Here is a 26184-nt window from a genome sequence, read left to right on the forward strand (position 1 = left end):
AAAAAGTTGCTTTTTGATATTAAACAATAAATGAAACAGTGTCAAAACATATACATTTTAGATTAAATTATAATGATTGTTATTTATAGAATTAGATTTTGTAGACAGTTACTCAATTGAACAAGCTCGTAAAGGAGATTTTGTGTCACCTGTTAAATAGCTACTAGTCACCTCCATTCATCGTTTCTTTTATACTACATAAAAATTTCTTTTTTTCGCTATCTTTATATAAACAATCCCTACTGATACACATTTTTCTAAATTTACTTATGTAAAACTCTATACTATTTATTTGATTATAATTTTAAACTACGTTAAACTTTTAGAAAGTTCACTCTAGCATAAATGATTCTATAGTATTCATTTTTAGATAAAGTTTGTATTTCATAAATAATAAGGAGCGATGGTTTATGTGCACAAGTATCACGATGTCTACCAAAGATCAACATGTTTTACTCGCAAGAACAATGGATTTTGCAGTTGTTCTAGAGGGCGAGCCAACTTTTATTCCGCGAAATAAATTTGTATTTGTTAATGATGAAAGCAATGATCATAAAAACGAGTATGCGTTCGTAGGAATGGCACGACAAGTCGATAAAGAACACTTTGTTTTCGCCGATGGCTTAAACGAAAAAGGCCTTTCCTGCGCAGCCCTTTATTTTTCAGGTTATGCTGATTATAATAGTCAAGACACTGCTAAAAAGTATACTTTAGCGCCCCATGACGTTGTTCCCTTCTTACTCTCTACGTGTTCTACTATTGAAGAAGTAGTACGGACGATGGAAAATGCCCAAGTGGAAAACACAGCGTTAGATTTCTTAGGAATCGTTTTACCTCTTCACTGGGTCATCACTGATAAAACTGGCGAAAGTATCGTCATTGAATATACGGAACAAACGTTACATATTCATGAAAATACAATTGGTGTTATGACAAATAGCCCAGATTACAAGTGGCATACGACAAATCTAAGAAACTACATTGGGCTACAACCTGAACAAAAAACCGAAGTCCACTTAAAAGACATGGTAATGAAACCTTTTGGACAAGGAGCTGGCGCATTTGGCTTACCAGGTGATTTTACACCGCCATCACGATTTGTCAGAGCGGTCTTTTTGAAAGCTTGCCTACAAGATGTACAAACAGAATTAGACGGCGTTACTTCAATGTTTCATGTGCTTGCGAATGTTGATATTCCAAAAGGAGTTGTCAAAACAACCCAAGCCTATGACTATACGCAATACACTGCAGTCATGGTGAATAACTCGTTAAATTATTACTATAAAACTTACAATAATCAACGCATTCGTTGTATTCAATTAGGAAATGAAGATTTTGATGCCACAACAGGAAAAATTTGGTCTAATGGTGATACAGAAGATATTTTGTATCGAAATGTAAAAAAATAGCTTGATAGAAACAAAAAAAGTAGCCCCCTTCTTTATTGAGAGTGCTACTTTTTCGTGTTGATTATCATTTTCAAGCAACCAATGTATAATAACTTGGGCTACTGATTTTTGATAGTTTGTGCCAATTACTGTTTGCATTTGGATTGCCTCTATTTCGTTTACCTTCTCTAATAGTGCTATAGATTAGAAAAAATTTTTTATAGCTAAAGATTGATGCTTCATTTTATTGATTCCTCTTCCAAAGCTTCTCAACATTATCAGCTGTGACTTCGCCTGATTTAAATTGAGCGATATGGTCATCATACGTATCGATTTTATATTGAAGTAGATCACGCGTCTCTGTCATTTGTTTTAATTTCACATTAATTTCTTGTAGTTGATCTTTTAAGATTTGTTTTTGAGCTTGTTGAACATCCCCTCCAAGTTGAGAAAGTGTTGCAAATTCAATCAAAGATTCGATTGATACTCCTGCTTGACGTAAACTTTTTGCTAAGAAAATCCAATTAAGGTCTCTGTTCGTATAGATTCGATAACCATTTTTATCCCGTTCCACTGGTGGAATAACGCCGACACGTTCATAATAGCGCAGAGTATCTGTCGTTAAACCAAACATTTCAGCTGCTTCTTTACTGTTCATTTTGGTTTTCTCCTTTGATTTATTCTGTCAAACTCGAAAAATCATGATTGATGATTTCTATTAATTTTAAGGTATCGTCCTCAAACTCAAATTTCAAAATACAACAATTCCCTAATTTGTCCTTTTGATCGACTTCACTAGTATGCGCCCAGTTTCGCATAAATTGCCGACACGCTGCACCATGAGAGACTGCTAGGACAGTTTCACCTGCTTCTTTCATAATGGTCATTAAAGCTTCTGATACACGTTCTCTAAATTGAAACTCCTCTTCTCCACCATATCCAGCAAAGAAATCTCCATATGGTAATGGCGGATTCAGCGATTCACTTTCCGACTCAAATCGCCCAAAATGCCATTCTTTTAACCCTTTTACTCTTTTATAAGGCATGTCAGTGACTTGTTCTAACGTATCGCTTGCTCGTTCAGATGTGGAAGCATATGCGTGATCAAACGTGATCTCATGCTCCTTGAAATAGTTTCCAGCTATTTGCGCTTGTTTGATGCCTTTTTCTGTAAGTGGCGAATCACACCAACCTTGGATTTTTTTCTGTTGATTGAATACTGTTTCCCCATGTCTCATCAAATATAATGTTTTGGTCATATGCTTCCTCTCCATTTCTATTTGTTGTATTTATCATAAACCATGGAGTGAACTCTAAGGCAAGAAAAAAAGCCAAACAACTAAAGTTTAGCTTTTTTTCTCGTTTTGAGTAATCGCCCTTCATCATGTCTGAGACCATACAATTTTTTGTTCAAGCTCACTGCGAAATTGTTACATTATAGATACTTTTCTATGTTTTTTTGAGATTGCGATTCAATCATTATTGTCTTCTAACTTAACAATTTCTTCAGCATTACGTTTTTTTCTCTGTGCCCAAATATAACCTATCAAAAGCACAGCTGTAGTAAGGGAAATATAGAAGGATACTCTTTGAATCGTTGTTCCTTCGTACCAAAAAGTTAATCGACCATTTCCTTCTACGAAAACTTCTGAAAAGCCATAGGGCTCTTGACATTTTTGGATCTCGCTGACTGTGCCGCTTCCCTCTACATTTACTTTATATCCTTTGTAGTACACAATTGGGAAAATTAGTTTGGTTCTTTCCTTGGCTTTGAAATCTAAGGTCATCACATTATAGGTTCGTTTCATATTATCAACTTTAGTCTCTTCTGGCAGTATAATTAAACTATGAGCATTCATCATATATTTAAAGCCACTAGGTAAATATTCTTGCCCATAACCAAGTTGATAGGCATCTAATTCTGAAAAAAAGGAATACTCTTTCATTCTGTTCTTTCCGATAAGGTCTGTTTCCATATTTTTTTGATAATAAAAAGTGTTGATAAGTAACAAGCATAGACTAACTGGTATAAGCCATTTATCGCTTTTAATTTTTTTAGGTATTAATTCCTTTAAAGTATCTGCAGCTACCCAACAAACACTAAACGTAACAATAATAAAGTAACGCCAAGGAAACTGAATCATGTTTAAAATAGATTTGTTTAGTAATCGGTTTGGAAATAAAGTCGTTGCCATAATGAAAAAGAAAACACTCATTCCGACTAATTGTTTATTGAGATAGTCTAGCTTTTTAGCGCTTATTGTAAGTACAATAAGCAAAATAAAAATAAAGAGGCCCAAATTATTAAACCCTTGGTTTTTCCAAGCAGTGTCAATATACTTCAATAGAGGCTCAGCTGTTTTTTCAAGATAAAACATAGGACTATCTTGAAGAACAAGTTTTTGAAATTGAAGCTGTTCAAGCATTGGAAACAGTGAAAGTGCTACTAACAGAATCGTGCAAATTGCCGCTACGATTAAATAGAGCATTCTTTGTTTTTCTTTTATTAGTTTTTTGACGTTTAATATCAAGAAAACTAAAATAAAAATACAAAAAATAAACGCCGTAATCATATGGCTAAAAAATAATAACATCATTCCAATTGTCAAGATATAGAATTGTTTATAATCTCCAAATACAATCTTAATGATTCCGACAAAAGCAATTGGCAAAACCATAAAAGCCAAGATTTCACCTAAAGCAGCACGATATAACAAATCACTTAACCTATATGAAGATAACCCATAGAGCAATGCAAATAAAAAAGCTTTTTTTCTTGAACTTTTTATAGAGTAAAAAGAGTGATAGGCTATTACAAAGGTTAAAAAATTAAGCATAATAATATACACCACATATGCTTGCGCTGTGGAAAGGCCAATTACTTTAAGTACGGCTGCTGGATAGATTAAAAAGTCCGGATAAAACAAACTGGAGATATAGCCCATTCCCTCAAGTAAAAAATAGTTGATTTTGGGAAAATAATCACCATTTGAAATGGCTAAGTACAATCCTTCAATCCTCCCTAAGTGAAAGCTTAGATCATCTCCGATAAATATTTTTTGATTTTGAATTAACATAAAATAAATGGTAAAGATGCTCAGAAATAAAAACAGACCATACATAGCGATTGAATAATATTTTTTAGTACGCTGGTTTAACTGACTAGTAAATAAGCTCATAGTAAACTCCTCATAAATCTAGAGTGTGAAGCAAAACTTAGTTGATGTTTTGTCTTCACCTCTGTTTTATACTTCTTCATCAATAACGTCTACGATAAAGAAATAGATTTCTCTTAAGACCCCTTCTGAGCCGTATTTGACAGATACAACCTTCTGCAGTTCGTTTTTTTCTCTTGCCATATCTGAATTATCATAGATAACAAGTACTTGATTTTTGATTTTTCCTTTTTCCTTCAAATTATTAAACTCTTCTAATTTACTATCAAGACGTTGAGCGTTGATTGCTTGACCCATATTTAAAATTAGTTGATCAATATTCTCTTTAGGAAACTTTCCATCTTCTGCTGTGTTTTGTATAGTGATTGATTGATTTCGCAGTGTTGCTCGTTTTTTCTCTCGATCAAACAGATATTCAAACTTAGTTGTCGTATATAACACTGCTTCTTCTCCTTTGTTATACTGACTAACAACTCTCAAATGTAATGTTTCCCCTTCAGAAGCTAAGAAATATTCAGAATGATCGAGCTTCACTTGTTCTGTCACAAATTCTTTTTCAAAATTAATTTTTACATCCTTATAATACGTTGGGATTTCTACCTTGAATTTTTCTTTTAACAAACTATTGAATTTTTTTTCATTTAGCTTTCCATAATCGTATTTTCCAAACGGCTTCTCTCTAGCTTCTTGCCAAACTAAGTCTTTATCTAGTTTATTCAAGGTATCATGTCCATTGGCCTCAGCACAACCACTTAAAGTAAGTAACGTTAATGCTAGTAGTAGTATTTTTTTTTTCATTTGCTTGCTCCTTTTCAATCCGTTAAACCAAATTCGTCCTGCATTACTTAGTTAAATCAACCAGTTGCGGATTTTGATCTTTAAACTGGTCTTGATCAAACGTTAACGTAACATTACTTGTATCTAGCAATGAGAACACCCAAACACTTTCAATTTTTTCATCTTTAGCTACTGCTTTTTCCCCTGCTTGTATTAATTCCTGTAAGTCAAGATCTTTGCTAGCATCAGAAATTTCTGTTGGCTCAAGCTTTGTACCATTTTGAGTAGCAGTGATATAGGACTGAACTTCTTTGGGAATCAACTGTTCATCACTTAAGTTAGTTAATTGATAGCGTAAAACTAGTTTTTTACTTTTGTCATCCTCTATCAACGTCATGACACCATCCATCTTAAACGCAAGTCTGTCATTTTTCACTTCTAAGTCACTCTCATCAGTATGCTCTGTACTATCAGTAGTCTCGCTGTTTTTTGTACTTTTAGTTTCAGCCAAGGTGGCAACACTCTCATCAATAATCAAAGATCTCTTTTCATACGCTCCATCGTTAGCCGAATAAAAAATCAATTCTACAAACCCATGCTCCGTTTCTACATAATAAAAATGAGCCCAAACATCTTGCTTATTATAAGTAGTATTCAGCGTATATTTAATAGCCTTATGCTTGTTTATTTCATATTCTTTCATATAAACGCCTTCTAATTCTTTATAATTATAGCGTTTTTGTAATTCTACTCTTGTTTTTGATGCAAAATCTTTTAAATCAACTGTAGATTTAAGATAGGTCATAATAAACATTGTTGAATTGCTGTTTGTATCCTCAGCTCCAAAAACAGCGTTTTTATTGATTGTGTCTTTAAAAGACTCAATCTTATTCCATTTTGCAGGAAGTTTAAATTGATAGGTTATTCCTTGCCCTTCAAAGGTTTCTTCTTTTTCTGATAACTTACCTGAGCATCCTATTAATAAAATACAACAGATTATAAATAAATAGAGAATACTTATTCTTTTTTTCATTTTATAGTCCTTTCATCCTTCATGGTAGCTTTCAACGTTTGATGTTCTCGCCAATAGAGTAATAAAAATAGGGTCGTACAGAAAACAAATAACACAGCACCAATCTTGAATCCTTGGGGAAGGAAAATAAATTCTATTTTATGCTTTCCATTCGGAACATTTACCGCTAAAAATGCCTTGTTAAACGCTTGAATCTTCGTCTCTTTCCCATCGATATAGGCTTTCCATCCTTTGTCGTATGGAATCGTTGTTAGTAGCACTTCTTCTTTTCCGGTAACCTCAAGAGATTTGACTGCTTTTCTACCTTCAACTTTAAAATCGACGCCTCTTTCTTTTAAAGGCTTCATTACTTTATCAAAAGCCTTCGTATCTAAAATCAACCCATCCGGTTGCATCAACTTCACTACAGGAACACCTCTAAAACTTACTTTTATTGTCACCGTAGTAGCTTCTTGATAATAACCAACGTTGAAATATTGACCTGATCTTGGCATATCTGCTGTACGAAGAACACCGTTTACTTCGACATCCACCACGGCATCTCTCATCATGCTACTATCTTCAGCCAAAAGATTGATGTACGCTTGAGAATGAGCTGGAACATCTAAATTCCAAGTAATACTTTTACTACTTCCTGGTCTTTCTTCAGAGTAATACACAATGTCTCCATCATATTCAGTAATTAGATTTTCTGTACTTACTTCTTTAGGTAATTTAAAGTAAAATAGTTTTTCATTTGTACCTGCTAAATAATTCAATAAATCTTCTTGGCTTTTATTTTGTCCTTCTTTGTAAACTTCTTTACTCGTTCTTATTGCAAGTGGTAACGCATTGCTGTTTTTATATAGTGTATATGCTCCTTGACTTTGTTCCTTTTCAAAACCATATTTCATCGGTTTATCTTTCGATATATTGTATTTAATTCCTAACAGAGTATCCATCAACAATGTGTTGTTTTGATAATCAATATACAAGTTTGAACCTGTCGAACGGAAGCCTAAATCATTTAAATAGCTAGATGAATTTCGATTACGAATGGAAGAAAACATGGTAACACCACTATAACCATAGTTAAAACTCTCATTTTGAGAAATAGGGTTTAAATTAGCCATTCGATAAAATTGCTTATTTTCTTTTTTTGTTTGATCGACTAGACTGGATATATCCTTATAATATTGACTATATAACTCACGTTTAGGATACCCCCAATCACTGCGAACTCCTTCCATCATTTTGCCCGTATTAATAAATATCTCACAAATAAGTACAAGCATGATCCCAAAATAAAAAATAGACTGTTTTCCTTTAATTTTTTTCAAGGTTATAAACAAAATTACATAAATAATTACAAATACAATTGAGTATATAAGTGATTCTCCACTAATATAGCTATAGCGTTTCTTATTTGAGGCAATCACAGTTAAAATAAATAGTGCGATTACAGCGATTCCTATATTTACAAGTGTATGCTGATCTTCTTTTTCAAACTTTTCTAACCCAAAGCCTGCAAGCATTAGCACCAAAAATGATAATAAGAAACTAAACCGGAATAAAAACATGTTTGGAGAATGTAACCCGTGCCAAAATAGATTCAAGGGTTGAATGTAGACACTGGCAATTAAAATCACGCCCATGCTCCCATAAAAAAGTTTATTTTTTAATGGAATTTTTTTAGTTGAAAAATAAAACAGACAAAACAGTAATGGAAGTAATCCTATATAAATAAACGGAGCTGCTTCATATTTTGATGTATCATATACACCTACCATGTTTTTAGCAATGATATCCCAGATTCCAGTATCTGGGGTTAGTAGTTGAGAAATGGCAGTCAAACTTTCTCCATTACTTTTCAAATCAAAAACAGTAGGTAAAATAGTTACCATAGAAGCCCCACCTGCTAGTAACGATACAACTAAGTATAATCCCAAACTTTTTTTATACCGCTGCCAATCAGTGAGCAGACGAGCAAGGAAATATAAAAAAGAGAAAACCCCTACCATGAAAGCCATATAAAAATTGGATAGAAATAGAAGTAGATAACTAACAAATAACAAGCCTGACTTTCTTTGATCCATCAAGCGATCGATTCCTAAAATAATAAGTGGTAAGAAAACCATCGCATCTAGCCACATAATCATTGGTGAATAAGAAACTGTATAGGACATCAACGCAAAACAAACACTCAATCCCACTGTTATCCACTTAGAGAGTTTGAATGTTTGATTACTATAAATCCAAAACGTACCACCCATTGCCCCGAATTTGAGTAATGTAATACAATACATCGCATCAGGAATTTGACTATTGTGAAATAAACCAACAATTGGTGTAAATAAACCATTTAAATAATAGGCCGCTAATGCCCAATAGTTCAAACCTAATGAGCCACTCCAAGTATAAAAAATACTTTGCTTCCCTTGCAGCACATTATTAAGACTAGCGTAGAAATTAGAGAACTGTGCAAATGCATCACTAGCCAACAAAGTTGCCTCGCTGCCAAAATAAATTCCCTGCCGATAGTAGGCAATACCTATAATTAAAATCGGCAAAACGATGCTTAAGGTCATAGCCCAAACATTTTCTTTCAAGAACATCGTTATTTTTTTCATAGAACCTCAACTTTCTTCTACTCTTTATATAAAAACTATTTTGTATGACCTATTCTATTGAACGGGTAATATCTCCAACCAACAACCCCTTCAATCTGTGTTCGATTTATCAGCCCCAAACTGCGACTATCATTGGAGTGACTTCTGTTATCACCTAAGACAAAATATTTATCCATAGGGATTTCGTCTTGTCTCTCCAAAATCATCGCAACGCCATCCGTTACATTTATTTCTTCGTACTCTTTACCTTTGTTTGTTACATAACTGATACGCAAATAATTCCCTTTTAAGTCAAGCTTATCACCTGGCATCCCGATTACTCGTTTTACATAAGACTCTTGAGGATTATCCATCGGTTCCAGTGTTATAATAGCGAATCGGTTTGGCACTCTACCTTTCCATACCAAAATCTTATCGCCATCATTTAGTGTAGGAAGCATGGAATTACCACTGACTTGATGCGTCCTCAAGAAAGCAAAAAATAGAACACATATCAAGATCAAGATTAAAATAATACTATTTTTTTTCCAATTCACTATGGATAGTTGTTTTTTTATAGCCCATTTTTTGTTCATTATCTATTTCCCCACATCTAAAAAGCTTGCATTTGATGAAAAGGCATGACCCTCATTTTTACTACTCCGATAATATCTTTTTCATCTATATAACCAAAGTCTCGACTATCGGTAGCATATGGTCGATTATCACCTAATACAAAGTATTTTCCTTTTGGAATTTGTTGATCCTTGGTTATTTCTTGTAATGTGAAATCTTCAGTGAATCCAGTATTCCCTTTACCTCTCTTATTCAATGCCTCCACTAAAAAACGTTCTGGAATTCTTTTATCTTCCACAAATAATTGATCTTCTTTATAATAAAATCGCTCTTCTGGCAGCCCGATAATCCTTCTAACAGCCAACTCTTTACTTTTTGCATCACGATAATACACTAAAGAAAAACGTTTCACTTTGCTCAATTTATTTACAAATACACGATCTTGATCCATTAAAGTATTCAACATAGAATATCCTTCAATTTTTGGTAAAGAAAAAGTTAGCTGTTTCACTATGATCAACAAACTAAATGTAATCAGAATAGTTAAGCCCAGCTCGTTAAGTAGTTTTTCCAGTTTTCTTTTACGCTTCTTCTTTTTATTTACCACCTGCTTATGTGATAATTGTCTTTTCTTTACGTGCTGCTGTTTTCTTTTTTTTCTGGCAACGATTGACTCATTGCCTTGTTTTTTTTTCGGTCTTTCCTTTACTGAAGGAACTGTACGCCTTTTTTTTTTAGGATTATTTTTTCCCCGGGTCACATCATCACCTCTGGAAAATCACTATTTTTTCTGCTTCAAGGCAGATTCATTTATCCCAAACAATTTGAAAATATTTTTTTGATTTGTTTGTAATTGCTTAATGGTCTTTTGATAAGTCTCAATATATTCTGTCGTCGCTATTTTTTCTCGATTAACATTACTTAGATTAGCTCCCAATTCCCTAATCTTTGTGTAATAACGATTCAAACTTTTTTGACGATCTAGCGATAAACCACCAAATGCTTTATTATTTCCATAGGTTACTAAAAGAGAGCTTACTTCTCTAACTCTTTCTTCGATCGCTTCCGCACTCGCACCCTCTTGCGCACTTGTCAATTGCTTATCGACTTCTTCAATTAAGAAGTAGCTTTGAACAATGATATTGGCATCTTCTTTTTCCAAAGTGGTTTGTTGATAATACCTTGAATAGGCCGCTCCTCCAGCCATAATAAGCATCAATAAAAATAGAAGTATCACTCTTCTAAACTGTTTTTTCATCGCTTTATGTGTCTTATTGATTACTTTTTTTAGTTTTTTGCGTTTACGCTTATTTTTTAATTTTTTTGTTTTTAAGGTAGTATATTTTGTTCTCATTTGAATTGCGAAAACTAAAGATAATATGCTGAAGAGGAAAAAGAGGATAGCACACGATAGTAATGCAATAAATGCCCAATCTAAAATGCTCACTGCACCGCTCCTCCTTGATTTATGTTATTTCTTCTTTTTCTTTTTCTTCTTCTTCACTTTTTGTTTCTTTTTCATCACTCGAATAACAACAAAAACAATAGTTGAAACAATGAAGATGCCTCCGACGATCAAAGCAATTATTTTCCAATCAATTCCACGTTCTTGAACTAAGGTAACATCTTGTCCATTATACTTATCCGCTTCTTTTTGTGTGATTGTAAAATCGTCCGTCCATTCCCATTTTTTATCTTTACTTTTAACTAAAATATGACCTGTGTAATCTCCCGCTTCCATTCTTTCCCCATTCATTTCTACAGGAAAATCTATTTTTGAATTTGGTGCCATACGCATTTCGGTTTTTGTTGTATCATAGAGTACCTCATCAGAACCTTTTTTCGTTACTTGAAGATCAATACTCATATTTTCTAAAAATTCCGCCTCTACATTTGAAAAATTCACGTAAACAGCATTACGATAATTCGTTAAACCTGCGTAGAATTTGTTAAACTTCACATCTGGCTGAACAGGCGTTTCGGTTTCTCTTAAAACCATCCCTACGACAAAAGCATAACGATTAACAATTTGTTGTTCTTTTTCTTCTCTTTTCTTTGTTTCCTCTGAAGGAATCACTTGCATTTGAATCCCACCTGTGATGATACCATCGTAACTTTCAGCTGGCATGTCAATGTCTAAATTCAATGGAGCTGTTTCATTCGGCGGAATTGTTACTTTTTCTGGCCCTTTTACAATATCCTTAAAATCATATTTTAGGGAAGCATCCTTCTCTAATTTCGATGAACCAAACTCTAAAACCCCATTTGCGTTTGTTTTCGCGCTATTTAATAATATTTCAATATCGATAGATTTGTCCGAAATGTTTTGAAGTTCAATTTGTACTGTTTGTTTTTGACTTGGCGTCATTTTCAAATCAAAATAGTTCGCATAGCCACTTTGATTTTCAGGACGAACTATCCTGTAGTTAAAATTCCCTGTCTCATCATTTGCATGAGTGACTTGGGGATAAAAAGCTATACCTAGTATGTATATGATAAGAGTACTAAAAATAATATGTTTACATTTTTTCATTCTTTCTCTACCTTTCACTAAGAACAAAGATAAGAGCATCACTACTCTTATCTTTGATTTCAATAATTTTTTTAAATTAATTCTTATACAGTCTCGCTACGATTAATTACCTGTTGGGATATTATTCATTTTCCAAGTGATGCCGCCTGTATAAGCTGTCTCTGCAAATAATTCTGATTTATCTTGAACAGTTAATTTAATAGATTTCTCTGAATCTGTAGCATTACCTTGTTCTGCCACGTTCCCAAAAATAATCTTGTAATTCCCACGACCTTGATCTTTGTTTGTATTGTCAAGAATTGTTGTTGCCTCACCAAATTTAACCGGATTTGTAGAGATTCCAGCAGTTGGTGTTAATTCACTTTCTGCACCTTTAGTATCTTCATTGTAAATAGTTCCATTTAAGAAGCTTAATTCCGCTCCAGTAAGTTCTGTAGCTTTACCTTCAAATACTGCATGCAATTGTTCTGTGATTTCAGCAGTAATTTGATATCTGTGGTCAACTGTAGAACGATCATCGATAAATGAAATATAGTTTTCTACTGTTTTCTTTTCATCTCCCGTAAGTCCCAAAATAGCATTTTTCGCAAAGAAGTAACGGCTAGTACCAGACGCTGATGAATTATCTTTACCAAAGTTCAATGGTGTTCCTGCTCTCAAACCGAAAGTTCCGGCATCAGTTGTTACTAAACCAGATGTAATGGTTACAATATCACCACTTGAATTTGTTGTAGTATTTGTAGTACCTTCACCAGTATTTTTAGTAAATTGAATATCCATTCCTGCTTGCGGTAATGCGTTCCCTGGTTCATCCGCTTTCGTTACTGCTGGTAAAGCAATTGATACTCCTAAAGCTGCTAATAAAGCTGCTCCGCATAATTTGTGTGTTAATTTCATTTGTGTTTCCTCCTAAAAATATTTTTTATTTATGGTAGCTCGGAAATAATCCAAGTTAGCACCGTAGTGTAAGTTCCTGGTTCTTTTTTAGTTGCCCCCGGGATAGACAATTTTACTGCACTGTTTGTATATAGTTGCTTGCCAAGTGACGGATCCATAACGGGCTTCCCATTATCATCCACCATTGGTACAAGAGTGGGATCTTTTTCATTTTTATTTTGGTCAGATGCTCCGAATACAATCGACCACGTACCGCCACCATTACCAAGATCAGCTTCTGCTATGTTGTATGTTTCACCAACATTAGTTAAACGGATAATTTCTTTAGAAACATGTGGCGAATATTCAGCGCTTTTCTTTGAATTCGTCCATGACTTATCAAAAGAAAGGACGGCTCCGTCTAAAGTACTTCCAGCCTTTTCTGTATGGGTAAATTGTTTTTCTTGACGTAGCTGTAACAACCACCCAGTAGGATTAGTACGGTAATCTGATACTTGAATGAAGTTTCCTCTTGCTGAAATTTGTTCATCTTTAAACAACTGAGCTTTAACGATGTAGTCACTATCGTTATCCGTTACCTCTCCAGTGCTAAATGATAATTTCGGTGCGAAGTCAATCCGTAATCTTTCTTTTGAAGCCGTATTGGACTCACCAGGTTCTACCGTTAGATCCGGATTTTCGGGATCCTTAATGCCATCCCCCTCATCCTCTCGGCCAGAAAAACCAACCTCCATACCTGGAGAAAGTCCTTCAGCGTAGACAGCAGTTCCAGACAGCATTCCAAGGGTACTACTCAATAGGAGCATTGATAAAACAACATTCATTCTTACCTTCTTTTTCACTGTTTTATAGCCCCTTCCCTTGTGTATTCGTTGATTTCTTTTTATTGAATATTCGGTATAAGAATATTCCTACGACCAAGAGAATACCGCTGATTGATAAGCTTATCGTCACTAATTCACCCGTTGAAGGTAAACGTCCTACCGGCTTTTTCACTACAGGTGGTTCTGAAGACGCTGTTGGCTTTGTCGGTTCGGTTGTCGGCTCTGTTGTTGGTTCGGTTAGATCATCGCGAATAACGATTTCTCCATTTGTTTGAACACTTTCAGCCAATACAGTAAGAGAACCGCTCCAGAAAAAAGCACCCATGACAATTAAGGAAAAGATAACCTTACTATAACGATTTCGTTTCATCTTTTTATCATCCTTCCTTCTCATCATGGCGTCTCACTCAACTCAAATAGAATCTCTCCATGGTACTTCCCTAAAGCATTCACTGCACCAGGTGCAATTTCTAGCTTAAGTCCGTTCCCATCAGCACTCCATTCCTTGCTTACATCGTACTTTCCAGAATCTAAGTGAGAAACGATCTGATATCCCTGATTATTTAAAATCGTTTCTGTTTTACCGTTCTTATAACGAATAGCATTTTTAAGGATAGTCTTACCATCCTGATTTAACAATTCTTCTGTTAGCTTCACGCTTAATGACCAACCAGGCTTACTTTCTCTAGTATCTGAGACAACTAGTGGTAGACCAATAACTTCTGGATCGTCTACTCTTATTTTTTTATAAGAGGCTATATTCAACTTGAAATCAAATGATTCTGGAGACGATAGGTAGACTAAACGTCCTGTAAACTTATATTCCCAAGAAGCGCTAGAACTATCTACAGCTAGCTCGCCCTTTGGTAACGAAGACTCATCAAATGTGTATTCTTCTTTAAGCTTCATCAGTGTATCTTGCACTGCTTGCTCCACCGATAAATCAATCGTGTCATTTAGTGCTCGGTCAATTGTAATATCTGGATGAATCGTAGCTCCTATTGCATTGACAAACTTGACTTTAAAATGAACGACTTCTGTTAGACGATAACTTACTTCTTCTGTTTCTTGGTTATATTTATCCATTCCTTTTACGAAAATTTCGTAACTGGCACCAACTGGAAACAACCCTTTATCTAATGTAAAGCTAAATTTTCCACTCGTTTGATCAATGACCACATCGTTTTCTGAAAGTTCCTTGTAAACTGCACCAGCTTCTCCATTTTTTACGATCTTATATTGAAGTTTTGCTGGGAAGTATTCTGTTGTGATCGTTCCTTTTACGGTTTGCGTTTCACCGAGTGAAGGACCATTCTTGTTATCTAAGACTAACGCTGGTTTTCCTGGCTTAATAAACTCGACATTTTGAACATCCGCTTCCACACCAAAATTATCAACAATTGTAACCGTTACAGTGTGTGCAGTTTCAAAAGGAAGTTTTTCTGCTGGGATTTCAAAAGTCGCATTAGCGGTTTCAATCATCGGTTTACTTGGATCAGTTGCACCGATCACTTTATCTAATTTAGTCCAGTTCGCCTCACCATCCACTTTATATTGAATAAATAGTGGGTAAGAGTCTCCTGTGTGTTTTAATTTCGCCAACTCTAATGTATAAGATGGTTTTGTATTATCCAAAATCTGAATAATATCGCTTGCTAACTCAAATGTCGGTTTTGCATGATTGACTGCCAAACGGATATCTTCAACGTTTGAAATCATATCGTATTTATTGATTGCCCGAATTGAAAAGCGATAATCGGCATTTGCAACTAATGGTATTTCAGAAGCTGGAATCGTATAAGAAAATCTACTGTCCGCTGAATTAGCATCAATCGTTGTCGCAAGTTTGTAGCTACTATCTGGTGCATCTGTTTTCTTAATGTAGATATCAGTAGGATTATAATGAAGTTCGCGATCAGGCTCTGCAGCAATCTTATTGATGACGCTTCCTGATACAGTAAAGTCCTGACCTACACCGCCATTTTTTTTATCTAATGTTAACTTTGGTTCTCCTGCTACATAGACAATTTTAGCAGTTTGAGTCGTTGATTTTTTTGGCGATTCCTCGCTGTTTTGGGCATACATAGTAATCGTATGCTCTTCTTTAGATAGGTTAGGAATCTCTAATTCAAACGACATTTCATTCCCTAATTGCGCATTCGATGTATATGGATCTGGCTTATATTCTTGTTCTGGTCCACCGTCAATGGAGTAACAAATTGTTGTAGCCAAATTAGATCCATCATACCAAACACCAGATACTTTGGCTGTCGGTTTTTGATCGGTTATATTGTATTCATCTTCATCCAAATAAAGAGTTGGTGCATCCGAAACAATACTCATCCCATATTGGAAACTGTACCCTTCAAGGTCCCCAGGTTTAAATTCAGCTCTTGGCTGATTTTTAACCATTATTTGAGGATAAATATAAACATTACTCCCATTTATAATTGTACTAGTATTTTTATACAGGTATGTCCCTGCTGCTCCCTTTTCTCCCTCTGCTCCTGGTATTGCTTCGTACCCAGTCGCAAACCTATCAGAAAAGCTCAAAGGATTCCACGGTTCTCCATAAAAGTTCTTATGGTCATTCCCACCAGTCCAATTCTCTGGTCCGTTCGCTAAATTCATATAATAATTGATTCTCGTGTTACCCATAACTCTATCGGCACCCTCAACATATGCTCCAATCTGATCTCCTATCAATCTCACAGGAGGTTGATTATTAGTACCTAATTTAGGTTTTATTCCTCCATTAAGTGTAAAACTATTTAGAACTTTTGTATTAGGTGTTTCACTTGGTACGTATGCATCAATTCTGTTAGGCGCCTTTTCTAATTTATAATCATAAGCTGGATTTTCAGTCCTCAAATAGGGTAAATTTTGGACAAAGTAATCAACCTTGACTGAGCCATTTCTTTGTCCTGTCATAATCATCGTATTCGCTATCTGAATATCATTTTCCACCTCATAAGGATTAGGATTGCCCGTGGTGGCATTATTACTTGCAGGTATATTTTTAGTTATTGTATAATAACGATACATATAAGCTGTCATACCATTTCTCAATGTTTTTTTATAATAATGTCCATCTACAGCAGTGGGGGGTTTATTATAGGTAGGAACCCTAATATTGTCTACATTCATGCTATATGTCTTATCCGTCTGTTTAGCAGTCTGATAACTCCAGCTTAGAAGATCACTCCTTGGGTATGACTCCGGACTCGCTATAGCAGCTACGTAGGTCGATCCTGATTTTAAATAGATATTTGGTGTAACTAAAAATTGCTTATCTCCACGTGCATTGACATCTTTTCCTATAACTGAATTAGAAGGAACATTAGCAACTACTGCACTCGGATCATACCCACCTACACCAAAATTAAATGTTTTTCCACCATCAAGTGGTATTGATGCATGTTCAATTGTTCGAATTTCTTTCCATCCTTCACTTTCTGGATTCGCAAGAAATTCTTCTGTTAGATGTTCTCTTGTTATACTTCTTGGGGTTGTTGTTTTCGATACTTGCTCTGATTCATTTGCATCAACGTTTTCGGCTTTTATACTACTCCCACTCCAATAAACAATCCCAGATACCAATAACAGGGAAAATATTGAACCCGCTATTCCAACATTTCTTTTTTTCATTGTTTCTCCTCCTTTCTTTCCATAATTCATCTTTTTCAATTTAATAAAAAAATGAATTACATTTTTTTATTTCAACTTTATAAGTTAATAAAGAAGAAAACAATATAATACTATCCCCATATTTATTTACATCATTTTTTAAAACCAACAAGCGTAATTATATATTATTTCTTTTTATGTTTCTTTCATCTTTTTCAGCACTTAAGGAAGTAAGCGAAAGATAGTTCTTGCATTCACTATCAAAAAACGCGATTATTTTACCTTTCACTACTTAAATTAGGCTCATTTCAAATCATAGTAAATCGGCTCTTAACTTAAATTCCCGAAAAATACATTTTATATTAATAGATAATAAAAGAAATTAATTTAATTAAAATGATGTTTTTTATAAATAAATAGTTAAAACTATAAATATAATGATATCTTATTCCACTAATCTGTTCTTTCAACATCATCACAAGGTGTGGAATTATTTGAAATTCATTCTTTTTGATTGCAAAAATTCTTCTATGTATGAACTGACCCTAATAAAGTGTCCGTTCAGGTATTTTCTCGGTTATAGTATGAAACAAATAAAAATACTTATTATTTTATTTCTATTGTGCTGCAAGAGCTATTCGTTAAATATTCAACATATATCCTCTTGAGCGAACAGTCTTAATAAATTTCGGCTTTTTAATGTTTGTTTCAACTTTTCTTCTTAAGTGATAAACAACATTAGCCACACGGTAGCGTTTGTTTTCTAATGAGTCATCATTCCAGATTTGTTGATAAATCGTTTCGTAGTCGACCGCTGTATTTGGGGTCTTTAATAGTAGCTCCGCGATTTTATATTCAAGCTTAGTCAAGACAACTTCGTTTCCGCCGTCTATCACAACACTGATATTACTAGAGTTCAGTTGGAACATGCTTTTGTTTTCTGAAATCTCTTCAATTGATTGATTCGGTCGATTTTCCTGTCCGATTCTGCATAAGGCATTGTCGATAATCAAACCGATCTCTTTTATTTCTCTGTTCGCTTCAAATACTTGATCGGCACCTAATTGTAAATAAACTAATTTCCCTACCGAACTTTCTGTTACAGTAGAAACCCATATATAACACTGCGATTGTTTTCTAATCTTCAATATTAGGTCACAAATAGTACTTAAATCTGACGTTTCTTCCTCTCGAATAATGACTGCGTGTAATTCATCGACTGGCTTACTATCTTCTGTTAGTTCGATTATGTTATATTTTTGGCTTAAAAATTCATGGTTAATCACATTATCTGTTGATTCGTTTAGATAAAGTATCCCTATGTTATGCATTTAAAATATTCGCTCCTTTTCAATTTAGTTAACTATTCTCTATTTTTTTTATTTTTTATTTATCTATTTGTTATGATAAATCATTTCGTTTTATATTGTTTTCAATACAGGCAGAGGGTTAAGAAATAATTGAAATTTATTTAATTTTCTAATCATCTCTACAAGCTTCCTTAAAGACTTTATGCTATTATATCTATGTATTTAAGCAATGCTACATACAAGTAAGGAGTGTTTAGAATGGAATCTCTTTTTATGAAAAAAAATGAAACACTTCGCTTCGAATTATTAAAAGAACTTCTCTATGCCCCGAATGGTGTGTCCACTAAGGATATGATGAAAAAGTTTACTATTTCTAGCAAGACCTTTTATCGTTATAAACAAAAGCTCAATGACGATCTAAACCATATGTTTCCATATCAACAAGTAAAAATAAGAAAAATAAAACTTCTTTATATGATTAATTTAGCTGATTCTTTAACGTTTAGCTATGTGATTGATTCCATGAGACTCTACTATATCAAGCATTCGCAACGGTTCTCGATTCTGGCTGCTCTGTTAAAAAGACACTATGTTTCCGTTGAGTCTTTAGCTCAAGATTTATCTTTAAGCCCGTCTCACGTTTATTCAAATTTAAAACAACTAAAAAACCTTTTGTCTCCATTTCATTTGAAGATTTCTTTTGCACCCACACTTTATCAAACCAACATAATTGGGGAAGAGAAAAATATTCGTGTCTTAGGTTTTATTTTGTTTTGGATTATATTTAAAGGATTGGAATGGCCCTTTGAAAAAACACCGAGTGCTTATCAGACAATGCCCATAGTCGTTGATGATGAACGACTATCTTTTTCACAAAAAAATAGAATCCGATATTTTCAAAACGCAACATTTTGGCGTATGCTCTATAGAAAAGAGAGCCTGATCCTTTCTGATGAATTTATGGACTATCTTCGCTTTTTTGAGCAAGAATCGCCTACTCTTTTATTTTCTGAGTTAGATCATGTCGATTTAGATTCCATCGATGTGAAAAGCGAAGCTTATTTCTTTGGTTTTTTATCGAGATTCCTTGTCGCTAATATTGATTCTGACGAAGAAAAAAAGAGAATTGCGCAACATTTTATCAACTCTGAACTCCCCATCGCTTTGTTAACTACAAAAATTTTAAATAAGCTATTATTGGCTTATAATGTAAAGCTCACAAGCGATAATTATCTTAAAAATTATTATTTATTGATCATAAACTTGTTATATATTCGCTATATCGGCATAGATTTTAGACGATTTTTGGTAAATGACTCTGTTGAATCTAAAGCAAAATGGTTTGCTCCAAATGAAGATTCTTATCGATCATTCGTAAAAGAAGCGATGGTTAGCGAACCTTTATTGAAAAAATATATGAAGCCTGGTTTTATCTCTTTAATGGCAAAATTTTTTCATTCCATTTTGAAAAGTGCTGAAAAAGAGGCTAAGCTATTGATTTTTATTCAACATTCGCCTAATAACTTTATTTATGATTTTATCAAGAATAACTTATTGATTATTTTTGGCGATTCGACATTAGGTTTTACTTTTGATGCTGATAAGGCGGATATCATTATTTCTGATTCTTATGAATTGGAGCAAACAAATGTACGTAGCTTTCATTTTGAGCATTCTCATGATCCCGAAACTTGGAAGGCTTTGATTCTATTTGTCAGCGGCAAAATTTATGCTCTTCATAATCCTCAATTGAAGCAATCGTAGCTTACTTGCTGTTCACCACTAGTGTTCTTTCATAGTAAAACATCAAAATTTTTTCTTCTATTTCTTCTAACAGTAGAGAAAAATCGAAACTGTTTGAAAAAGAGGAGATAAAAATCACTTTCGCTTTTGGCTCTATTTGCTGTAGCTGAACATCGGTCACAATAACGTCGGGAGAAGCACTTTGATTTTCTACAAATTCAACTCTGTCACTAAAAATGAGATTAATTTTTTGGCGTAAAATGGGTTCTACGAATACCTTAGAATTTTGTATCAAAATCTTAACTTTCGGAAAGTCCATTTGCAGGAATTTCGTTAAAATGGTATAGACTACTAAATAGACGTAATCTGTCAATGTTTCTCGATTGATAGATTTTTTGATTTCTTTAAAAAACAGACCATATTCCGTCTGATCGATCAACTCACACATAAGATTTTGAACGCCCAGTTGAATTTTTTGTTCCGCTGTATCCGCATGATAATAACTTTTTTCATCGTAAATATAATAAAAAATTCTAGGATCAATAAAGCTGGTCTCAAATAGTAAGTGCATCATATCTATTTCTTTTCTTATTTCCCAATAAATCGATGAACTCGTTGTCTCTCGAAAAAAAGTAGTGATTATTTTATCAGTTAATAGATTACTGTATTTTATAAAGCTAAAATTCGTTTCATTAAAAAATTTGGGGTATTCCTCAATTTCAAATGACTCTTCATGTGATAAGCGTTCTTTATACAGCAAAAATAATACGGCACTCGTTTCATCCCAAGATTGTTGCGCTGTTCTATTCTTATGTAAATGAAAATAGTCAAAAAACAAGTTTGTATAAAGCCCCTCTTGAAATTGTGCTGACAGCTTAGATAGGATACTTTTCTCTATACTTTTTTTATGACTAAAGCGGACATTACAAATGTAAATTAATAAACAGAATTTATTCTTTTTAACACTGTCTATTTTATCCCACTCTTTGATATTGCTACTTAAATAATCAGCAATCTCCTCATAACTATCTGTATCAAATGTCCAACTATTTAAAGCATTTGAAAAAAAGAGAAAAAAGAAATTCCTAATCCTTAATTCATCGCCTTCTATCTCATTGGTTCGAGTTAAACTCAGCTCACATCGACTCAATATTTTCTGCAGTCTTCTTCGATGACGAGAGAATGTCGCAGGACTTATAAATTCTATATCACAAAAAGTAATCGCATCGATTCTGTCCATCAAAAAAAGATGTTTGATCATTTTATACAATATAGATTGTTTTAAATGTTTATTACTAATACTTACTATATCTAAATTATTTGCATGCACACCTTGTATCGTCTGATTGGTATAATAAACTTCAAATTGTTCTTTTGAAACATCTAGTTCCTGTTCAAACTGTTTAATAATCATTGAAACAGTCTTTTTTGAAAGCTTTGTCGCCTTCCCTATTTCTGCTAAACTCACTTCTTTTCTTTGATTATCTACATAGCTTAAAACATTTATGCGTCTATCATAAACATCATCCAAAAAAATACGCACATTTATTCACCTTCTTTTTATCGATTTGATTTCTTTTTCCAACTTTTCGACATCGTTATTATCATAACTGTTTCTCATTTTTCTTTTTTTCCTTTTCTTCCTCTCGTTAAGAAGTTTTTGAAATAACATTTACTAATAATATAATATTTTTCTTTTTTTGCTTACGTAGTTAAGTCTCTTTTTTCGACAAAAAAAAAGAATCACACATTCTGAAAATCAATATTTTTCTGTTATAAACTCATTGAAACTCAATATTAACGGTTTTCTTCAATGCTATCACATCTTTAGAAGATCACTATTTTTAAGAAAAATTTTATTCTTATTTTTTTAAAAAAAGTTATATTCCCTTTATAAAAAAGAGACTTAAATATACTTTCTAGCTTGTCAATCTTGTTCTAAATTTACTAAATAAATAATTTCTAAAAGTATATTACATGAAAAAATCAACTTTCTCTCTATCATTTTGTCCTCCAAATATCTCTTTTATTCTCTTTTTCTTTTTCTTCTTCCTGTAGAACTTTAATTGAAAGAACTTTTTTTTCAAAAACTATATAATGTATTGTTGCAAAAAAATACATATTAGCGTTCGCTGTAAAAATCAGCTTCTAACGAACGATAAGGAGACTTATTTAATTGAAAGTTAAAATATCACACTTATTTTGTCTATTCGTTTTAACCATCCTTCTCAACATAGCGTTTTCCCCACGGAGCATTTACGCTGAGTCAGCAGATTTATTGAAAATGACGATCATTCCTAGAGGAGATGCAAAAACGGAGCAAGGCAAAGAGCAACGTCGAAATGCCCACACCTCTTTTGAATCCACAGGTATTTTTTTACCAAAAGATGAAGAAATCATCATTTATGTGGAAGAAATACCCGAAAATTTAGAATTACATGTTGGGCAATGGGGAAATTATACCAATGTTACCGGACTTACTGACGGAAAGCTTCAGTTCAATTCTGGAAAAGCCAAGCTGCAACAAGGACAGAATCGCTTTACCAATTCTTTAACCGGTGGAATGGTTTATCTCGTTAATTCCTCCACCACGCAAACAGTCCAGATCAGCTTATCTAAAAATATCAATGTTCCTTATTTTATCCAAGGCAAAACTTCTGTTGAAGATTTTAAAGCTTCATTAGAGCAGTTTAGTGATGTCCCTTTCATGGAATTCGTGAACGAAGATACGATTGCTACCATCAGGATGGATCGGGCTAAAGATATTTTTCTAAAAGATGAGCAAGTCAATCGCTTCATGAACTATGTGTCCCAAGCGATTCGTCTTGAAAATGATGCAGCAGGTCTTGATTTCAATGGTCTTGGCATTACGAAAAAAGCACCACAGCGGATTCATATCGCTAATCCTTCAGATGGTATCGGAAAATTTTATTGTACAGATTTCCATTTGGGGATGCATAGTGCTACAACAGGAGATAGAGAGATCTTTAATTCTGGAGAAAATATGACAAACTGGGGGTTGTTTCATGAAATTGGGCACTCTTATCAAAATCCATTTTATACTTGGGATAATATGAGTGAAGTGACGGTTAACATTTATTCGGACTATGTCCAATCTCACCTTACTGGTAATAATAGTCCTTACGATGCAATCATGAGTCCAAATAATAAACATAATAATTACAGAGCAAAAGTTGCTCGTTATTTTACCAATATCCAAAATGATTCTTCCTGGACTATGGAAGCAGAGATTGCCAAATACCCAACGGATTTTTATTTTGCTGCGTTAGGGATGTACGTTACTTTACCTAGAACATTCGGCTACGATTTTTACCCTGAATTGAATAAGCTTTATCGCGCAACGCCTGCAGTTGATTTACCAAGTACTAACGAAGAGAAAAAGCAATTTTTCATTATTATGGCTTCAAAAATAGCTAATCGAGATTTGACTCCCTATTTTGATTTTTGGCATTTTGCGGTAACTGAAGAGACGAAACAAACATTGTCAGCTCTTCAGTTACCACCTCTAGAAAAAGAAATTTGGAAAGATATCTTGGCAACAGAACAAGAAGAACAAGATGGCACTTATCGTATTTCGGAGAGTACTTATACGTTACCTTATGCAGATTTAACTGATACAACAGCTTCGATCAGGATCCCTTTTGAAGAGATGAATCGTTTTTCTTTAGAATCATGCTTTTCTAATCTTCGTTCAGAACCAATCACATCTCCTGTTCGCTATCTAAAAAGTGATATTGCTGATCCAACAAATTTTAGTATCCAAGACGGATATGCCTATTTTGAAAATGAACGGATGATCAAAAATAGATTTAGTGTTCCAACACAAATCATCCCAAACAATACTTACGTCATGGCTGGTCAAAATGGCTCTTATGCTGCCTTAGATTATGACCCTAGTACAAAAGAACTTGTGGCTATCGGAAACCAAAAACAAATTTTGCAAAATATACCCAATAATATCTACCCCAAAGTAACAGTTTATAGCGCAAAAATGAAAGAAAAAAAGCTCTACGCTGAAGGATATGGTCGTGATACAGGTGTCCATTTTGCAAGTAAAATCAATACCTTTAAAGTAGCTGAAAATGATATTGTAGAAATCTATCATCGAGAATCCTCTAAACGTGTGTCTCGCTACATCAACGGCAAAAAAGTTACTACAAATAAAGATACGTACTATTACATTATTACGCCTAATGGCTGGAAAGAGCTTGATTTCGCGCCTGTCATCCAGTGGAAACCGACTGACTTTCCCATCGCCAAAACATTGATTCCACAAGATTTTATTGCTAGTTATGACAACCCAGTCACTGGTGATCTGACCTTTTCTTTTGGAACAACACTTCCTACAGAAAGTATTAAACAAGGTCAATCGTTATCCAGTTACCTTAATCAGACCGTATCACTCACTGCTCAAAACAGTTTATTTGGTTCTGTTGGTAACTATCTAGCTCCATTCAACTATCACTTTGAGGATACCATCGTTCTTCCAAGACACGGAGGTTATGGTACAATGTTGACCTTTGATAAAGACAAGAAAAAACTCATCGCGCAAGGGGCTGATCCTTATACCATGAACGGATCAGATCCTTCAACAACGCCTTTGATCACGATTAAAGTAACTTATGCGAACCAAGAAAAACCACCTACAATGATCGAAGTAAAGAATAATACTCGAGCCAGTGCCTTTACCAAGATGATCAATGATCAAAACATCGCTTTGGAAACAGGGGATATGATAGAAATAACGCATGCCAGAATCAATAAAGAAGCGATTTCTTTAGATCTAGATAGTCAACAATATGTTACAAAGGCGTTGACTGCATTTGTTGAAGGCAAAAAATATGAGGCTTTCAGCGGACCCACACAATACTTTTTAGTAACAGATACAGGATTAAACTTATACGAAACACCTGAAGCATTAGTTGGTACAGTCACCGTCAACTACGTCGATGAGCAAAATGACCCTATCCATACACCAGATGTTTTAAGCGGAACAATCGGCACTGCTTATACAACATCCCCGAAACAAATTGAAGACTACACATTAAAAGAGACACCTGAAAATAACACTGGACGATTTACTGTTGAGGAACAATCCGTTACTTATATATACACCAAAGAAGGCAAATTATCGCTAGATTTTGTCTCGCCGATCCACTTCGGCACGCACCCTATTTCAAAGGATGACATGCTTGTTACTGCTGAAAAACCGCTTGATGCTACCCACTATGTTCAAATCACGGATACTAGAACAATCCCTGGTGATTGGGTTTTACAGGTCCAGCAAAGCCAGCAGTTCAAAACAGCTAATAATATCCTTTTAGACGGTGCTCTATTGTCTATTTCGGCTATTCATGCGGAAGAGAAAACGGATCAAACAAAAATTCCCTCTATTATAAATTCAAATTTCACTTTGACGTTTGATGAAAAAGGCATCGGCTCTGTTCAAAATGTTCTTACAGCCAAGGCTGGTGAAGGCGGCGGAAGATGGCGGTTTCACTTTAACGAGCCGACAACAAATGTTCCTAGTATAGACTTGTTGATTCCTGAAGCAACAACAAAAACTATTGATTCTTATTCTAGTCAGTTGCTTTGGACCTTATCAACTGTCCCATAAGTTGTTTTTAGCAAAAAAGCCGACACGCTTTTACAATTCGTAAAAACGTGTCGGCTTTTTTTGCTTATTCTTTT

19 protein-coding genes are annotated in these 26184 nt (G+C 34.2%); 3 read left to right on the forward strand and 16 right to left on the reverse strand.

Annotation, left to right across the window (positions count from 1 at the left end; genetic code table 11):
• The first annotated feature begins 410 nt into the window (after positions 1-410).
• Positions 411-1409, forward strand: a complete 999-nt coding sequence (locus tag IGJ50_RS14745; protein WP_429951117.1) for a linear amide C-N hydrolase — start codon at positions 411-413, stop codon at positions 1407-1409.
• Positions 1410-1632: 223 nt separating this feature from the next.
• On the opposite strand, the gene IGJ50_RS14750 is transcribed toward IGJ50_RS14745, so the two are convergent.
• From IGJ50_RS14750 to IGJ50_RS14820, 15 genes are all read right to left on the reverse strand, one after another.
• Positions 1633-2046, reverse strand: a complete 414-nt coding sequence (locus tag IGJ50_RS14750; RefSeq protein WP_207120377.1) for a MerR family transcriptional regulator — start codon at positions 2044-2046, stop codon at positions 1633-1635.
• Between the two features lie 19 nt (positions 2047-2065).
• Complete coding sequence (locus tag IGJ50_RS14755) at positions 2066-2647, reverse strand: histidine phosphatase family protein (protein WP_429951119.1); 582 nt, start codon at positions 2645-2647, stop codon at positions 2066-2068.
• Positions 2648-2860: 213 nt separating this feature from the next.
• On the reverse strand, positions 2861-4567 hold the full coding sequence (locus IGJ50_RS14760) for a YfhO family protein (protein ID WP_429951121.1): 1707 nt from the start codon (positions 4565-4567) through the stop codon (positions 2861-2863).
• 66 nt (positions 4568-4633) lie between these two features.
• Positions 4634-5362 (reverse strand): hypothetical protein, encoded by a 729-nt coding sequence (locus IGJ50_RS14765; protein ID WP_429951123.1) that lies wholly within the window; start codon positions 5360-5362, stop codon positions 4634-4636.
• Between the two features lie 43 nt (positions 5363-5405).
• Positions 5406-6374 carry a DUF5067 domain-containing protein gene (locus IGJ50_RS14770; protein ID WP_429951124.1) on the reverse strand — a complete coding sequence of 323 codons (969 nt, stop codon included), beginning with the start codon at positions 6372-6374 and terminating at the stop codon, positions 5406-5408.
• Positions 6371-8983, reverse strand: coding sequence for a YfhO family protein (locus IGJ50_RS14775; RefSeq protein ID WP_429951125.1), 2613 nt, complete (start codon positions 8981-8983; stop codon positions 6371-6373). The genes IGJ50_RS14770 and IGJ50_RS14775 overlap by 4 nt, the downstream gene beginning before the upstream one ends.
• Before the next feature lie 35 nt (positions 8984-9018).
• Entirely contained in the window at positions 9019-9558 is a 540-nt protein-coding gene (gene lepB, locus IGJ50_RS14780; protein WP_429951127.1) for a signal peptidase I, read from the reverse strand.
• Positions 9559-9575: 17 nt separating this feature from the next.
• A complete protein-coding gene (lepB, locus tag IGJ50_RS14785) occupies positions 9576-10298 on the reverse strand; it encodes a signal peptidase I (protein WP_429951129.1) in 723 nt (240 codons plus the stop codon).
• A 21-nt stretch (positions 10299-10319) separates the two neighbouring features.
• On the reverse strand, positions 10320-10985 hold the full coding sequence (locus tag IGJ50_RS14790) for a hypothetical protein (RefSeq protein ID WP_207120370.1): 666 nt from the start codon (positions 10983-10985) through the stop codon (positions 10320-10322).
• Positions 10986-11009: 24 nt separating this feature from the next.
• Entirely contained in the window at positions 11010-12071 is a 1062-nt protein-coding gene (locus IGJ50_RS14795; protein WP_429951130.1) for a DUF916 and DUF3324 domain-containing protein, read from the reverse strand.
• A 102-nt stretch (positions 12072-12173) separates the two neighbouring features.
• Positions 12174-12968 (reverse strand): WxL domain-containing protein, encoded by a 795-nt coding sequence (locus tag IGJ50_RS14800; RefSeq protein ID WP_207120368.1) that lies wholly within the window; start codon positions 12966-12968, stop codon positions 12174-12176.
• Between the two features lie 29 nt (positions 12969-12997).
• Positions 12998-13810: a WxL domain-containing protein gene (locus IGJ50_RS14805; protein ID WP_340689682.1), complete on the reverse strand. Its 813-nt coding sequence runs from the start codon at positions 13808-13810 to the stop codon at positions 12998-13000.
• A gap of 4 nt (positions 13811-13814) precedes the next feature.
• Entirely contained in the window at positions 13815-14162 is a 348-nt protein-coding gene (locus IGJ50_RS14810; protein ID WP_207120367.1) for an LPXTG cell wall anchor domain-containing protein, read from the reverse strand.
• A gap of 23 nt (positions 14163-14185) precedes the next feature.
• Entirely contained in the window at positions 14186-17440 is a 3255-nt protein-coding gene (locus IGJ50_RS14815; protein ID WP_429951132.1) for a hypothetical protein, read from the reverse strand.
• Between the two features lie 620 nt (positions 17441-18060).
• Positions 18061-18750, reverse strand: coding sequence for a DNA-binding response regulator (locus tag IGJ50_RS14820; protein ID WP_069641091.1), 690 nt, complete (start codon positions 18748-18750; stop codon positions 18061-18063).
• Positions 18751-18987: 237 nt separating this feature from the next.
• On the opposite strand from IGJ50_RS14820, the gene IGJ50_RS14825 reads away from it, so the two are divergent.
• Positions 18988-20493 carry a helix-turn-helix domain-containing protein gene (locus IGJ50_RS14825; RefSeq protein ID WP_429951134.1) on the forward strand — a complete coding sequence of 502 codons (1506 nt, stop codon included), beginning with the start codon at positions 18988-18990 and terminating at the stop codon, positions 20491-20493.
• 1 nt (position 20494) lies between these two features.
• Here the strand turns inward: IGJ50_RS14825 and IGJ50_RS14830 are convergent, their stop codons facing one another.
• The gene (locus IGJ50_RS14830; RefSeq protein ID WP_429951136.1) at positions 20495-22015 is read right to left on the reverse strand and encodes a helix-turn-helix domain-containing protein; all 1521 of its coding nucleotides are present in this window, start codon (positions 22013-22015) and stop codon (positions 20495-20497) included.
• 633 nt (positions 22016-22648) lie between these two features.
• Here IGJ50_RS14830 and IGJ50_RS14835 point away from each other — a divergent pair.
• Positions 22649-26110: a M60 family metallopeptidase gene (locus IGJ50_RS14835; RefSeq protein ID WP_429951138.1), complete on the forward strand. Its 3462-nt coding sequence runs from the start codon at positions 22649-22651 to the stop codon at positions 26108-26110.
• Positions 26111-26184: the final 74 nt, after the last annotated feature.

This window comes from Enterococcus sp. AZ101 (genome assembly GCF_050499005.1).
In the GTDB taxonomy this organism is placed as follows: domain Bacteria; phylum Bacillota; class Bacilli; order Lactobacillales; family Enterococcaceae; genus Enterococcus_L; species Enterococcus_L ureilyticus.

What these genes read in the sequence shown, in the direction of transcription:
- IGJ50_RS14745 (WP_429951117.1), top strand. Translation starts at nt 411, where the DNA reads ATGTGCACAAGTATCACGATGTCTACCAAAGATCAACATGTTTTACTC.
- IGJ50_RS14750 (WP_207120377.1), bottom strand. Translation starts at nt 2,046, where the DNA reads ATGAACAGTAAAGAAGCAGCTGAAATGTTTGGTTTAACGACAGATACT.
- IGJ50_RS14755 (WP_429951119.1), bottom strand. Translation starts at nt 2,647, where the DNA reads ATGACCAAAACATTATATTTGATGAGACATGGGGAAACAGTATTCAAT.
- IGJ50_RS14760 (WP_429951121.1), bottom strand. Translation starts at nt 4,567, where the DNA reads ATGAGCTTATTTACTAGTCAGTTAAACCAGCGTACTAAAAAATATTAT.
- IGJ50_RS14765 (WP_429951123.1), bottom strand. Translation starts at nt 5,362, where the DNA reads ATGAAAAAAAAAATACTACTACTAGCATTAACGTTACTTACTTTAAGT.
- IGJ50_RS14770 (WP_429951124.1), bottom strand. Translation starts at nt 6,374, where the DNA reads ATGAAAAAAAGAATAAGTATTCTCTATTTATTTATAATCTGTTGTATT.
- IGJ50_RS14775 (WP_429951125.1), bottom strand. Translation starts at nt 8,983, where the DNA reads ATGAAAAAAATAACGATGTTCTTGAAAGAAAATGTTTGGGCTATGACC.
- lepB (WP_429951127.1), bottom strand. Translation starts at nt 9,558, where the DNA reads ATGAACAAAAAATGGGCTATAAAAAAACAACTATCCATAGTGAATTGG.
- IGJ50_RS14795 (WP_429951130.1), bottom strand. Translation starts at nt 12,071, where the DNA reads ATGAAAAAATGTAAACATATTATTTTTAGTACTCTTATCATATACATA.
- IGJ50_RS14800 (WP_207120368.1), bottom strand. Translation starts at nt 12,968, where the DNA reads ATGAAATTAACACACAAATTATGCGGAGCAGCTTTATTAGCAGCTTTA.
- IGJ50_RS14810 (WP_207120367.1), bottom strand. Translation starts at nt 14,162, where the DNA reads ATGAAACGAAATCGTTATAGTAAGGTTATCTTTTCCTTAATTGTCATG.
- IGJ50_RS14815 (WP_429951132.1), bottom strand. Translation starts at nt 17,440, where the DNA reads ATGAAAAAAAGAAATGTTGGAATAGCGGGTTCAATATTTTCCCTGTTA.
- IGJ50_RS14820 (WP_069641091.1), bottom strand. Translation starts at nt 18,750, where the DNA reads ATGCATAACATAGGGATACTTTATCTAAACGAATCAACAGATAATGTG.
- IGJ50_RS14825 (WP_429951134.1), top strand. Translation starts at nt 18,988, where the DNA reads ATGGAATCTCTTTTTATGAAAAAAAATGAAACACTTCGCTTCGAATTA.